We start from the raw sequence: 12,788 nt of genomic DNA, 5'->3' as shown, positions 1-12,788 counted from the left end.
GGACCCTCGCCAGCTTCCGCAACCTGGCGATCAACACCTTCCGCCTCGCCGGCCGCGCCAACCTCGCCCACGCCCGACGCGACCTCCACGACCACGCCGCCGCCTTCGCGGTCTTCGGAATCTAACAGCAAACGATCAAACCGGACAAAGATCTACAACGCCGGGGCCCTGGATGCCGCCGGGCACGATGCTCACCGCCCGCAGGTTCTGCTTCGAGTACTCCATGGCAATGGCGTGCGTGAAGGACAGGATGCCGCCCTTGCTGGCCGAGTAGGCGGCCAGGTAGGGGTGGGCGAACGAGGCGGACGTCGAGCTGAAGTTCACCAGAACACCGCCGCGCGGCGATTCGAGCAGTGCGGGCAGCGCGGCGCGGGTCATCAGGAAGGTCCCGGTGAGGTTGACCGACAGGACGAGGTTCCACGTCTGCAGGTCGAATTCGTGCGTGTGCCCGCCGCGGATGATGCCGGCGGCGTTGACCAGCACGTCCAGCCCGCCGAGGTCGTCGACGGCGGTGCGGACGGTCTCGGCGACGGCCGGCTCGTCGGAGATGTCGAGCACGGCGGTGCGGAGTCGCCCGTCGGTACCGGCCGCCTCGGCACCCTTCGCGGTGGTGGCCAGCCCGTCGGCCGAGACGTCCGCGGCGACGACGGTGGCACCCTCGTCGAGCAGGCGGGCCACGGTGGCCTGGCCGATTCCGGAACCGGCGCCGGTGACGATGACCTTGCGGCCGTCGAAGCGCAGCATGATGCTCCTCGTTCTCTCGGGGGACAGGGATTCGGACTGCGGTCCTTCGTGCTCGCGGCACGGTAAGGGGGCCATTCGTGCGCCGACCACGACGGATCCCGGTCAGCGGGATCGGCACCGGAATGTCCCGCTGACCGGGAACGAAGGGTGATCCTCGCGATTTCGTACCGCCAGCATTCACCGGCGGTACGTGCAGAAAACAACAGGAGGATCAACAGGTGCGTTCGACGACGATCGCGTTCGGAACGGTTCTCGCGACAATGGCGGCAGGTTCTGCCGCGGTGCTCCAGGCCGGCCCGGCGGCAGCAGGCGGCCAGGAGCAACCCACCCCCGGCTCCCTCGCGGGGCTGCAGGTCCTGCTCACCAACGACGACTCCGCGCAGGGCCGCGACACGGAGCGGGGGACCGACGGCGAAGGGCTGTACGAGCTCCGCAAGGCGTTGTGCGCCGCCGGGGCCGACGTGGTGGCCGTCGCCCCGTGGAGCCAGCAGAGCGGGGCGAGCGGCCGGATCACGACGCCGGGCTCGCGGCCCCAGCCCGTCACCGTGCAGGCGGTGGACGCGCCCGCCGCGTACACCGGCGACTGCGCGGGCGCGCCCAGCGGCGGCGCGGTCTACGGGGTGTGCGTCGGTGCGCAGCCGTGCACGGAGACGTCGCCGTCGGCGTCCCCCGCGGATGCCGTGTCCGTGGCGCTGAGCCGGATGATCCCCGACAACTACTGGCCGGACGGGCCCGACGTCGTGCTGTCGGGGATCAACTTCGGGCAGAACGTCGGGGAGCTGGTCAACCATTCGGGAACCGTCGGGGCGGCGGTGACGGCGCGCGAGTTCGGCGTCCCGTCGCTCGCGTTCAGCGCGGAGGTCTCGTTCGAGGACCTGACGGCGACCCCGTTCGAGCAGACCGCGAGCTTCGCCGTGCCGGCACTGGCGAAGCTGAGGGAGCGGAACCTGCTGACCCCGGGCCTGACGCTGAACATCAACCATCCGTTCCTGGGAGCGGGCGAGCAGCTGGGGGAACCGGTGTACGCGGCGGTCGGCACGGCGAGCGACATCGAGCTGGCGTACGAAGGTGAGGTGGCGAGGAATGGCGGGACGTACGAGCTCGTCATCGGGGAGCCGAGCGAGGAGACGGTGCGCAACGCCGACACCACGGCGCTGGAGCAGAACGACATCCCGATCACGCCGCTGGACGGCGACTGGGGCTCCTCGGCGACGCACGGCCCGCTCCGGGCCCTGATCGCCGGCTGGTGATCTGCTGACCCGTGCGGGTCGCCGCCTGCCCCGGCGGACGGCGACCCGCACGGCCCGTCACTTGATGGCGAACCCGGCATCCACCGGCAGCGCGACCCCGGTGACGAAGCGCGCCGCGTCCGAGACGAGCCACAGCACCGCGTTGGTGACGTCGATCGACTCGATGACGGGTACGGGCATGAGGTTCGACATCGCCTCGCCGAGCGCCGGGTTGGCGGCCATGTGGGCCTGCAGCGCCTCGTTCATGATCATGGGCGTGTCGACCCCGGTGGGATGCACGGTGTTGACGCGGATGCTGTGCGGCGCCAGCCAGTGGGCGAAGGTCCGCATCAGCCCGACCACGCCGTGCTTGCTGGCGCAGTACCCCTCGAGCCCGCCGTCGCCGTTGCCGCCCCGGCCGGTGAGGCCCTGGGTGGAGCTGGTCAGCACGATGGCGCCGCCGCGGCCCTGCTCGATCATCCGCGGAGCAGCGGCGTGCACGGTGTTCCAGACGCCGAACAGGTTCACCTCGACGATGTCGCGGAACGCCCGCTCGGGGTCCGGACCGGAGCCGCCGCCGGGTGCGATGCCGGCGTTGGCGAGGACGATGTCCACCCCACCGAGCTGTTCGGCGCCGTCGTCGACGGCCTCGCGCAGCGCCGCCGCGTCCCGCACGTCCACCTCGGCGGCGACGATGCGCCGGTCCAGCGACTTGACCGCGGCCACGGTCTGGGCGAGGTCCTCGGAGGTCCCCATCGGGTAGCCGACGATCTCGATCTGCCGGCAGATGTCCACGGCGATGATGTCGGCGCCCGCCTCGGCGAGGCGGATCGCATGACTGCGGCCCTGGCCCCGCGCGGCACCGGTGATGAGTGCGATCTTGCCCTGCAACGAGCTGCTCTGGTCCATGGGTCTCCTCGGCGGTGCCGACAGTGGGTGTTCGCCTCCACCGTCGCGCATCCCCGAGACTTGGTCAAGCGCTTGGTTGATTGCTGCTACGCCGCCGGGCACCCCGCCTGCCGGGCGAACGCGAACATCGCGGCGCGCGCGCGTTCCACGGTGATGAGCCGGTTCCCGGCGACGATGTGCAGGCCGTAGGCGTCCTCGAGGGCGACGAAGTTCATCGTGGTCTCCTCGATGTCGCCGACGAGCCGGAAGCTGCCGTCCTCGGCCCCGGCCGCCAGGATGTCCCGGTAGGTCGCGGCCTGCCGCTGGTACATCCGCTGGACGAGCACGTCGTGCAGTTCCGACGATCCCGCGAGCACGTCGAACTCGTACAGGATGCGCATCAAGGCGTCGTCCGGTCCGGTGGGCAGGCCGGAGGTGATCGCCACCGCGAGCTTCCGTGACGGTTCGGCCTCGGCGGACACCAGTTCGTCCCGCTGGTCGCCGATCCGCTGGATCCCGGCTCGGTGGGCCTCCACCAGGAGGTCGTCGAGGTCGTCGAAGTAGTACAGGACGGCCCCGCGTGTCAGGCCGGCCCGCCGGGCGACGTCGGCGAGCGACAGCGACCGCAGGCCGCGGTCCGCGCCGGCCTGGAGTGCCGCCTCGACGAGGTCGAGCCGCCGCTTCTCCTGGGTCCGGGGCCTCGGCACGTCCTTGACGGTAGCCGACGCGGCGTGGAACACTCCCGCGAGTTATTCGACACTAGTGTCAAAAAACTCCACGCAGGTGAACCCACCCTTCGGTCCACCCCCCGCGCTGACAGCACCGCGGTCACCGTCACCGGTGTTCGGCGCTCCCGAACGACAACTCCGGCATTGGAGCGTCATGAACGAGAGCCCGAACGGCCCGGATCCGACCGCCGCCGCCCCGCCGTCCCGGTCGCCGGTGACCGCCGCCTACGACGGCGAGCTGACGCGCAGCCTGGGGGTCGGCGGAAACGTCCTGATCACACTGTCGTCGATCTCCCCCGCCTCCAGCGTCTTCATCCTCGGCGGGGCGGCCCTGGCGCTGTTCGGAACCGGCGTGTTCTGGGCGTTCCTCATCGCCGGCGTGGTCAGCATCCTGGTCGCCTTCTGCTACGCCGAGCTGGCCGCCGCCCATCCCGTCGCCGGCGGGGACTACTCGCTGGTGTCGAGGGCGCTGGGCCCGGCCGCCGGCGTGGCGGTCTTCGTCATCAGCCTGGTGTCGCTACCGCTGATCATCGCGGTCTTCGCGCTCGGAGTGGCCGACTACCTCGGAGTCGTCGTCGCGGGCCTGTCCACGGTGCACACCGCGATCGTCGTGGTCGCCCTCACCACCGTGGTCGCCTGCTTCAACATCCGCGCCAACGCCTGGGTCACCGGCGTGTTCCTGGTCGTCGAGATGGCCGCGCTGGTGCTCCTGACCGCCCTCGGCCTCCTGCACGTCGAACGCCCGGTCAGCAGCCTGTTCACCCCGCAGGCCCTGGACGCCGGCAGCGGTTCGCTCGCGCCGCTGGCGCTCGCCGGGCTGATGGTCGCCGTGACGCAGGGCATCTTCGCCTACAACGGCTACGGGGGAGCGGTGTACTTCGCCGAGGAGACCAGGAACGCGTCCAGGGCCGTCGCGAAGGCGGTGATCTGGAGCGCGGCCGTCACGGTGCTGTCGGAGATCATCCCGCTCACGGCGATCATCCTGGGCGCGAGCTCGCTGGCGGGACTGTTCGGCGCAGAGCTGCCCGTGGAGTCGTTCCTCAGCGAGCGCGCCGGTCAGGCGATCAGCCTGATCGTGCTGCTCGCCATCGCTTTCGCGATCATCAACGCGGTCATCGCCATCACCTTGCAGGCCGGGCGGTTGCTGTACTCCGCCGCCCGGGACCGGGCGCTGCCGGACGCCGTGGCCACGCCGCTGCGCAGGGTGTCGCGCGCGTCGCGGGTGCCGGTCGTCGCCACCGCCGTCATGGGCGTCCTCGCCCTCGTCGCCTGTCTCGTGCCGCTCGACGTGCTGCTCACGGCCACCGGCTCGACCCTGTCGTTCAGCTACCTCTTCATCGCGCTGGCCGCCCTGGCCCACCGGCGCAGCGACCGGCATCGCACGGACCGGGCCGGCTACCGGATGCCGTGGTGGCCGCTGCCACCGCTGCTGGTCGTGGTGGCGCTGCTCGTGGTGTTCGTGGTCTCGCTCGCCGATCCGACCCAGCACCTGAGCCTCGCTGTGGCGTCGGGTTTCGTCGTGCTCGGCTTCGCCTACTACCTCGGCTACTGAAGCCGCGAAAGGGAAGTCATCTCGTGCTGCTGGACGCCGTCGTCGAACACGAGGAGGACGAGGTGCAGCGTGACGGCCGTTGACGTCCTGCTGCACGGCGGCGTCGTCCGCACCTTCGACGATGCACTCCCTTGGGCCGAGGCGGTCGGGATCACCGACGGTCGGATCAGCTACGTCGGACCGTCGGCGGACGCCCCGGCCGGCCGCCGACGCGTCGACCTCGCCGGGCGGCTGGTCACCCCCGGGATCATCGACAGTCACAACCACCTGCTGCTCGGGTTCGACGACGACGCCGTCAGCCTCGAGGGCGCCCACGACCTCGACGAGGTGCGCCGAAGGATCACCGACCACGCCGCGGACCGACCGGAGCTGAGCTGGGTCTGTGCGGAGAACGTGGTGTACTCCGTCGTTTCGGGGCGCCGGCCGTGTGCCGACGACCTGCGCGGTGTCACCGACCGGCCGGTGTTCATCACCACCTACGACCAGCACTCGGTGTGGCTCAACCACGCTGCCGTCGCGGCACTGGGGATCGGCGCCGGGGAAGAGATCCATTGGGGCCGGCCCGAGCGGGACGAGCACGGTGCACCGACCGGGTGGATCACCGACTTCTACACCTCGGCGATGACCACGGCGGGCCTGCGGGACCTGCAGCGCACCATCCCGCTCTACTCACCGGACCGGCGCTACCGGCGGGTGGAGAGCAGCCTGCGGTTGGCGGCGGCCACCGGGATCACGACCGCCGTGGAGCCACAGGTGCCGTTGGCGGAACTGGACCTGATGTACCGCGCCCGCCGGGGGCATCCGCGGAGCACTCGGGTCATCTCCGCGCTGTTCCACCCCATCGGCGCCGACGCCGCGTTCCGGCGCGACCTGCGCGACGCCGTCGACGGGGCGCCTGCCGACGACGGCCTGCTGCTCGGCCCGGTGAAGCTCTACGCCGACGACGTCATCGAGCCGCACACCGCCGCCATGCTCGACGACTACGCCAACCGGCCAGGGCACCGCGGCCGGCCGACCCTGCCCCCGGCCGAGTTCGGGCAGCTGCTGACCGAACTGGACCGGCTCGGGTTCACCACGCACACCCACGCCACCGGCGACCTCGGGGTGCGGGTGGCGCTGGACGCCATCGAGCAGGCCGCCCGTACCAACCGGACGCGCGACCGCCGCCACGGCGTCGTCCACGTGGAATGCCTGCACCCGGACGACCTGCCGCGGTTCCGGCAGCTGGGTGCGGTCGCGGCGATGCAGCCCCGGCACTGCTCACCGGACCTGGTGGCCGGCACCTGGATGGACAACGTCGGCGAGCAGCGCTGGCCGGCGGCATGGCGGTTCCGGTCGCTGCTGGCGTCCGGCGCGCCCGTCGCGTTCTCCAGCGACTGGCAGGTGGGGGAGATGGACCCGCTCGTGGGGGTGTACACCGCGATGACGCGGGCGAGCCTGGACGGCCGGTCCGCCTGGACGCCGGACGAGCGGGTGAGCCTGGACCAGGCGCTGCGCGCCTACACCCGCGGTGGTGCCTGGGCCTGGCACCGGGAGCACGACCTCGGCATCGTCCGCCGGGGTGCCCTGGCGGACCTCGTGGTGTGGTCGGCGAACCTGTACGCCCTGCAGCCGGCGGAGCTGCTCGCCGAACGGGCCGACCTCACTCTCGTCGGCGGGGAGGTCGTCCACGACGCGACCACGGACCGGGTGATCCGCCCCGAGCAGCTTCCGGCCGCCACCGGAACCTGCGGCAGCGGCCGGTGAGCGGCGCCGTCACGACGGCGGCTGCGGCCTGACACCAGGTCGGGCGCGCGGAGTGATGTCGTCGGTACCGTCGACGACCGCGCGGGCCAGGTCGGCGAGACGATGGTGGTTCGCGCGCGCGTGGCCCCGGAGCAGGGAGAAGGCGTCGGACACCGTCAGGGCCAGCCGTTCGGCGAGGACGCCCTTGGCCTGTTCGATGACCACGCGGCTGGTGAGCGCGGTCTGCATCTGCTCGATGAGCACGTCCCGCTCCTGCAGTGCGCAGTGCTGCACGAGGCCGACGGTGGCGACGTCGGTGAAGGCCTGGGCGATCCGCGCGATTGCCGGGCTGAGGCTGCCGGCGTCGACCTGGAACAGGTTCATCGCTCCCAATGCCTGCTCGCGCAACCGCATCGGGATCGCGCGGACCGCTGAGAAGCCGGCGCGGTGACAGGCCGGGACGAATCGGGGCCATCGCTCGACGGCGTCGGCGAGGTCGGTCACTTCCACCGGCCGGCCGCCGCGGTGACAGTCCAGGCAGGGGCCCTCGTCGGTCTGGAGCTGGAACAACTCCAACAGCCGGGCTTCGTCGCTGGAGGCCGCCACCACCCGCAGCCGGCCACCGGGATCCGCCAGGAGCAACCCCGCCGCATCCACACCCGGTAGACGGGCGCACCGTTCGACGAGTTGATGCAGGAACTCCATGACATCGAACTCGGCCACGAGCGTGTCGGCCAACTGGACGAAGGCGCGCGCGACTGATTCCTCTGCCTCGGTGTCGTCGGGGCGCATCCGGATCCCTCCTTCGGCAGGGTCGGGCAGCGGCTCGCTCCGTCGTGACCCATGCTGCGCCCACCCGGTCGGCCGCACAAACCTCAGCTCGAGGTCACGGGCAGTAGCGACCACCCCCCGAACGGCCGATAGCCAGCCGCCACGCCGACGACTACTTCTTGATGACCGCCCCGGACCCCGGCGGACGACGAACTGCGCGCTGGCATCCGTGTCGCCGGATGCGAACAGTCGACCTCGGGAAGGCGGGAATCTGTTGCCGCGAGCAGCAAGCGGAAAGATGGACGTCGAGCCGGACGCCCGCTTCGAAATGCGCCTGCACGCACCCACGGCGGATGTCGTCGTGGTCCGGGTCAGCGGGGTGGTGGACACGACGTCGGTGGCGTTGCTGGCCGAGCGAGCCGGCCAGCAGCTCACGCGGGCGCCACACGTCGTCATCCACCTCGGTGATGTCACCTTCCTGAGCGCGCGCGGACTGGCGGTCCTTGGTGCGTTGCAGGCGAAGGCAGAACTCTGCGGTACTCGCATGCACCTGGCCGTGGAGCATCACGCAGTACTTCGTCCGCTGCACATCGCCGGACTGGACCGGCTTCTTCCCATCACTCGCAGTGCCGAGGCCGCCGTGGCCGCGGTCCATCGATAGTCGCGTCGCCGCAACCATCTTCGGGAACCTTCGGCCCCTGAACCCGCGAGCGGGCTCCTAGCGTTTTCGGTCCAGATGTGCAAGCCTTCCGGGGGGACCGGCTTTCACCGTTTCGGGGTACGTGATGCACTCCCTGTGCGAGATCATTCCCACCTTTCGAGAAAGAGGGCGGTAAGCCGCCGCTTACTGTTGCGGAAGCCGTGCGATCGAGATAATTATCTCGCGTGAGTACCGGCGAAGCAGGTTCCGCGTCGACGTCGCCTCGAAGCAGTCGGCTCGCCGCCGTCGGTCGGGTGGCCGTGGGGGAAGAGCCGCAGGTGGCGGGGGCATCGGCAGGGCGACGGCGCACGCTCCGGTGCGCGATCCACCGGGAGGCCGGCGTCGGCCGGGGAATCGCGGGAACCACTGCGACGGCCACTGGTAGGCGCGCTCCGATTTGTCACTCTCGTGAGTGAGCGAGTTCGGACGGAGGGCCTTCCGTCCGACCGCTGTCTTGTCGCTCGGCTGAACCGCGGCGACAAACACGCGCTCGCCGTCATTTACGACCGGTATGCTCGTCGGGCATTCTCGTTGGCGTACGCCATCTGTCGGGATCGCGAATTCGCTCTCGATATCGTCCAGGAAGTCTTTCTCGCCCTCTGGAAGGACCCTTCCCGCTATGATCCGCGCCTCGCACCGTTCTCGGCGTGGCTCCTCATGGTCGTGCACCACAAGGCGGTGGACGTGGTGCGCCGCGAGGATGCGTGGCAGCGGCGGCAGGTGCAGGCGTCCGGGTCCTGCTCCCGTGCAGCCGACGAGTGCGCCATCGACTCCGTGCTCGCCGGACGCGTGCGGGCGGCGCTGCAGAGCCTGCCCGAACAGCAGCGCGACACGTTGGCGTTGGCCTACTACGCCGGCTACACCCAACGCGAGATCGCGGGGGCCACCGGGGTGCCGCTGGGGACGGTGAAGTCGCGAACGGTGAGCGGCATGGCGCGCCTGCGTGTGCTCCTCGCCCGGGAATCCGCTGACCGCGGTCGGTCCGGCGGCCCCGGGGAGGGCGTGTGAGGCACCGGGCGTCGGCGTGGGGTTCCGCGGCGACGGCCGCCGCCGAACCGCGGCGCCCGCCGGGTGGCCCGGTGAGCCGCGGTCGGGGATCAGGGGACCGGGGTCACGAGCCGTCGAGGACCTCGCGCAGCCGCTGGGCGAAGGCGTCCGGCTCGCCCTGCATGCCGTACTCGCCGCCCAGGAAGCCGGCGTGGTCACCGGGGAAGCGGACCAGCTCGGCCCCGATCGCTTCGGCGACCGCGTCCGCGCCGCGCGCCGCCATCGTCTGGCCGGAGGCCTCGCCACGGGCCAGCACGATGCGGGTGCCGGCCGCCCGCAGCGCGTCGAGGTCGGGCCGGTAGCCGGTGCAGCCGCGCAGGTTCTGTCGGAGGAGGGGATCGTTCCGGCTGCCGTCGTCCTCGGTCGGCAGACCGAACTGCGCAGGGTCGACCGGTGGGTACTGGTAGCCGTCGGGCAGCTCCCCGTCGTGGCTGACGAGGATGATGAACTTGGCCATCGCCGGCCCCATCCCGTCGCGCTGGTAGGTGCGGTGCATGTCCTCGATCGCCGACGTGAGCGCCTGGCGGTCGGGCAGCACCGTGGCCAGCGGAGGCTCGTGGGCGACCAGCGTGCGCACCTGCTCGCCGTGCTCGGCCACCCAGGCGAGTGCGTTCACCGCGCCGCCGCTGCTGGCGAGCACGTCGACGGGCCCGCCGCCGATCGCCTCGACGACCCGCCGCAGGTCGCCTGCGTGCTGGTCGGGAGTGATCTCGCCGTGACCGTCGGTGCGCGCGCTACGTCCGGTGCCCGGGGGGTCGTAGGTGACGACCGGGCGGTCGGTGAAGTGGCCGGCCAGCGTGGTGAATCCCTGCGCGTCCATCGGGGATCCGATGAGCAGTAGGGGCGTGCCGTTGCCGAGGGTGCCGCGCACGTCGTAGGTGATGGTGGCGGCGGGGGCGTCGAGGGTGCGAGTGGTGATGGCGGCGGTCATCCGTCGGGCTCCTGGTCGTCGTGTGCAGTGATCTACAGGAGTACAGACCGACGAGCGGCCCGGAACTCATCGGACCGCTGTCGCCATGGTGGCGAGCTCGTCGTCAGTACCCGTGGTCCATCCACGCTGACTTGACCTCGGTGTGGGCGTCCAGCGCCCACGGTCCCGTCTCGCGGCCAGCACCGGGCCGAAGATCTCCTCGCGTACTGGCCTATCGGCGGCGCCGTCTGGCATGCTCCGGGACGTTCTTCTCCCGCGGGAGAACCAAGCGTGACGGCGCCGGAGCCGCACCCCGGCTCGGCCTGCACGTCCAGCGCATCCCTCTCTGTCCCGGAGTCCTGCATGGTGACCACCGAGCACGTTCCCGCCACGACCGCAGCCGTCCACCGCCCGCTGGCCGCCGACGAGGTGACGGCGACCCGCGAGATCCTCATCCGGGCCGGTCTGGTCGTCGACGACACCCGGTTCGCGTACGTGGGTCTGGAGGACCCCCTGCGCGAGCTCCCCGCCGAGGTCGCCGATGCGCCGGACCGTCGGGTCCGCGTGCTGCTGCACGACATCACTGGGGGCGCCGCCCGTGACGTGCGCGTCTCGCTGACCCGTGGTGAGGTGCTCCGCTCCGTCGAGCTGGACGCCGCGACCGAGGGCCAGCTCCCCGTGCTGGATGCGGAGTTCGAGGTGGTCGAGCAGGTGCTCGCGAAGGATCCGCAGTGGCTCGAGGCGCTGGCCAAGCGCGGGCTGGACGTCGGGAAGGTGCGGGTGGCCCCGCTGTCGGCCGGCGCGTACGACGAGTACCCGGGCGAGGCCGGCAGGCGCATCCTGCGCGGCCTCGCGTTCTACCAGGAACATGCCGCGGACCACGCCTGGGCGCACCCGATCGACGGGCTCGTGGCCTACGTCGACGTCGTGCACCACACCGTCGACCAGGTGATCGACGCGGGCGTCGTGCCGATCCCCGAGGGGTCGGGCAACTTCGACGACCCGGCGGAGGTCGGCCCGGCCCGCACGTCGCAGAAGCCGATCGAGATCAGCCAGCCCGAGGGGCCCAGCTTCACGCTGACCGACGGCGCCGGCGGGCCGGGCAACGTCCTGGAGTGGGAGAACTGGTCGCTGCAGATCGGCTTCGACGCCCGCGAGGGCCTGGTCCTGCACCGGATCGGCTTCCGGGACCGGGACAAGGGCGGGGTCGTCCGGCCGATCCTGGACCGCGCGTCGATCTCGGAGATGGTCGTGCCCTACGGCGACCCGTCCCCGGTGCGGTCGTGGCAGAACTACTTCGACACCGGCGAGTACCTCGTCGGCCGCTACGCCAACGCGCTCGAGCTCGGATGCGACTGCGTCGGCGACATCACATACCTCGACGCCGTGATCGCCGACGAGATGGGCCACCCGCGCACGCTGCCGAACGCGGTCTGCCTCCACGAGGAGGACGCCGGCATCCTCTGGAAGCACACCGACCTGTGGGCCGGGTCGGCCGAGACCCGCCGCAACCGCCGCATGGTGATCTCGTTCTTCACCACCATCGGCAACTACGACTACGGCTTCTACTGGTACCTCTACCTCGACGGCACCATCGAGTGCGAGGTCAAGGCCACCGGCGTGGTGTTCACCTCCGCCTACCCCGGCGAGGGCTACCCCTACGCCTCCCAGATCGCCCCCGGCCTCGGCGCCCCGTACCACCAGCACCTGTTCAGCGCCCGGCTCGACGTCGCCCTCGACGGGCAGCGCAACCGCGTGGAGGAGATCGAGTCGGTGCGCGTGCCGATGGGGGAGGGCAACGCACGGGGCAACGCGTTCACGCTGTCGCGCACGGTGCTCTCGACCGAGTCGGGCGCCCAGCGGCTGGCCGACCCCGGCCGCGGGCGGACCTGGCTCGTGACGAACCCCGAGTCGCGCAACCGCATGGGCGAGCCCGTCGGCTACGCCCTGCACCCCGAGGGCCTGCCGACGCTGCTCGCCGACGACGCCGCGTCCATCACCGCCCGGGCCGCCTTCGCCACGAAGCACCTGTGGGTCACCCGCTACGACCCGGAGGAGAAGTACGCCGCCGGGGACCTGGTCAACCAGCACCCGGGCGGCGCCGGCCTGCCCGCCTACACCGCTCAGGACCGCGGTGTCGACGGCGAGCAGATCGTCGTCTGGCACACCTTCGGGCTCACCCACTACCCGCGCCCCGAGGACTGGCCGATCATGCCCGTCGACCGCACCGGCTTCCGGCTGCGGCCCACCGGGTTCTTCGACCGCAACCCCACCCTCGACGTCCCCCGCAGCGGCGGCTCGCACTGCTCCGCTCAGGGGGCGTGACGGCGGTCCCGACTGCAGCAAAGCCACTTTCCTGCAACGTGCTTGCGTGAAAGTGGCTGTCAGGAGAATCGACCGCAGCCTATTGAGGCCTTGGCGAGTGTGACCTCGTATCCGAGGTCTTGGAGTGCCTTGAGGTGGCGGTCGCGGCGACGGTCGGGGCTGTCGTGGC

11 protein-coding genes are annotated in these 12,788 nt (G+C 71.2%); 6 read left to right on the top strand and 5 right to left on the bottom strand.

Annotated features, from left to right (window positions below):
- Positions 1 to 135 precede the first annotated feature (135 nt).
- The gene (locus KME75_RS34910; protein ID WP_219419211.1) at positions 136 to 744 is read right to left on the bottom strand and encodes an SDR family NAD(P)-dependent oxidoreductase; all 609 of its coding nucleotides are present in this window, start codon (positions 742 to 744) and stop codon (positions 136 to 138) included.
- Positions 745 to 1,004: 260 nt separating this feature from the next.
- Here KME75_RS34910 and surE point away from each other — a divergent pair, with 260 nt between their 5' ends.
- Entirely contained in the window at positions 1,005 to 1,994 is a 990-nt protein-coding gene (surE, locus tag KME75_RS34905) for a 5'/3'-nucleotidase SurE (RefSeq protein ID WP_219419210.1), read from the top strand.
- A 57-nt stretch (positions 1,995 to 2,051) separates the two neighbouring features.
- Here surE and KME75_RS34900 read toward each other — a convergent pair whose 3' ends face one another.
- Positions 2,052 to 2,882, bottom strand: coding sequence for a mycofactocin-coupled SDR family oxidoreductase (locus KME75_RS34900; RefSeq protein WP_219419209.1), 831 nt, complete (start codon positions 2,880 to 2,882; stop codon positions 2,052 to 2,054).
- An 86-nt stretch (positions 2,883 to 2,968) separates the two neighbouring features.
- Entirely contained in the window at positions 2,969 to 3,568 is a 600-nt protein-coding gene (locus KME75_RS34895) for a TetR/AcrR family transcriptional regulator (protein WP_219419208.1), read from the bottom strand.
- Positions 3,569 to 3,743: 175 nt separating this feature from the next.
- Here KME75_RS34895 and KME75_RS34890 point away from each other — a divergent pair, with 175 nt between their 5' ends.
- On the top strand, positions 3,744 to 5,141 hold the full coding sequence (locus KME75_RS34890) for an APC family permease (protein WP_219419207.1): 1,398 nt from the start codon (positions 3,744 to 3,746) through the stop codon (positions 5,139 to 5,141).
- Positions 5,142 to 5,210: 69 nt separating this feature from the next.
- A complete protein-coding gene (locus tag KME75_RS34885; protein ID WP_219419206.1) occupies positions 5,211 to 6,887 on the top strand; it encodes an amidohydrolase in 1,677 nt (558 codons plus the stop codon).
- A gap of 9 nt (positions 6,888 to 6,896) precedes the next feature.
- On the opposite strand, the gene KME75_RS34880 is transcribed toward KME75_RS34885, so the two are convergent.
- Complete coding sequence (locus KME75_RS34880; RefSeq protein WP_219419205.1) at positions 6,897 to 7,658, bottom strand: GAF and ANTAR domain-containing protein; 762 nt, start codon at positions 7,656 to 7,658, stop codon at positions 6,897 to 6,899.
- A gap of 277 nt (positions 7,659 to 7,935) precedes the next feature.
- Between KME75_RS34880 and KME75_RS34875 the strand changes: the two genes are divergently transcribed.
- Both KME75_RS34875 and KME75_RS34870 read left to right on the top strand, forming a co-directional pair.
- A complete protein-coding gene (locus KME75_RS34875; RefSeq protein WP_219419204.1) occupies positions 7,936 to 8,298 on the top strand; it encodes an STAS domain-containing protein in 363 nt (120 codons plus the stop codon).
- A 447-nt stretch (positions 8,299 to 8,745) separates the two neighbouring features.
- Complete coding sequence (locus tag KME75_RS34870; RefSeq protein WP_308283365.1) at positions 8,746 to 9,345, top strand: RNA polymerase sigma factor; 600 nt, start codon at positions 8,746 to 8,748, stop codon at positions 9,343 to 9,345.
- Positions 9,346 to 9,448: 103 nt separating this feature from the next.
- On the opposite strand, the gene KME75_RS34865 is transcribed toward KME75_RS34870, so the two are convergent.
- Positions 9,449 to 10,315, bottom strand: a complete 867-nt coding sequence (locus tag KME75_RS34865; RefSeq protein ID WP_219419203.1) for an alpha/beta fold hydrolase — start codon at positions 10,313 to 10,315, stop codon at positions 9,449 to 9,451.
- Positions 10,316 to 10,657: 342 nt separating this feature from the next.
- Between KME75_RS34865 and KME75_RS34860 the strand changes: the two genes are divergently transcribed.
- Positions 10,658 to 12,619, top strand: a complete 1,962-nt coding sequence (locus KME75_RS34860; RefSeq protein ID WP_219419202.1) for a primary-amine oxidase — start codon at positions 10,658 to 10,660, stop codon at positions 12,617 to 12,619.
- Positions 12,620 to 12,788: the final 169 nt, after the last annotated feature.

The organism is Pseudonocardia nigra (assembly GCF_019396355.1).
GTDB lineage: Bacteria > Actinomycetota > Actinomycetes > Mycobacteriales > Pseudonocardiaceae > Pseudonocardia > Pseudonocardia nigra.
This window is presented reverse-complemented; position numbering and strand designations above follow the sequence as displayed.

Bases quoted from the DNA above. Each gene is read 5' to 3' on its own strand.
- KME75_RS34875 (WP_219419204.1), top strand. From the start codon at position 7,936: ATGGACGTCGAGCCGGACGCCCGCTTCGAAATGCGCCTGCACGCACCC.
- KME75_RS34910 (WP_219419211.1), bottom strand. From the start codon at position 744: ATGCTGCGCTTCGACGGCCGCAAGGTCATCGTCACCGGCGCCGGTTCC.
- KME75_RS34860 (WP_219419202.1), top strand. From the start codon at position 10,658: ATGGTGACCACCGAGCACGTTCCCGCCACGACCGCAGCCGTCCACCGC.
- surE (WP_219419210.1), top strand. From the start codon at position 1,005: ATGGCGGCAGGTTCTGCCGCGGTGCTCCAGGCCGGCCCGGCGGCAGCA.
- KME75_RS34900 (WP_219419209.1), bottom strand. From the start codon at position 2,882: ATGGACCAGAGCAGCTCGTTGCAGGGCAAGATCGCACTCATCACCGGT.
- KME75_RS34890 (WP_219419207.1), top strand. From the start codon at position 3,744: ATGAACGAGAGCCCGAACGGCCCGGATCCGACCGCCGCCGCCCCGCCG.
- KME75_RS34880 (WP_219419205.1), bottom strand. From the start codon at position 7,658: ATGCGCCCCGACGACACCGAGGCAGAGGAATCAGTCGCGCGCGCCTTC.
- KME75_RS34865 (WP_219419203.1), bottom strand. From the start codon at position 10,315: ATGACCGCCGCCATCACCACTCGCACCCTCGACGCCCCCGCCGCCACC.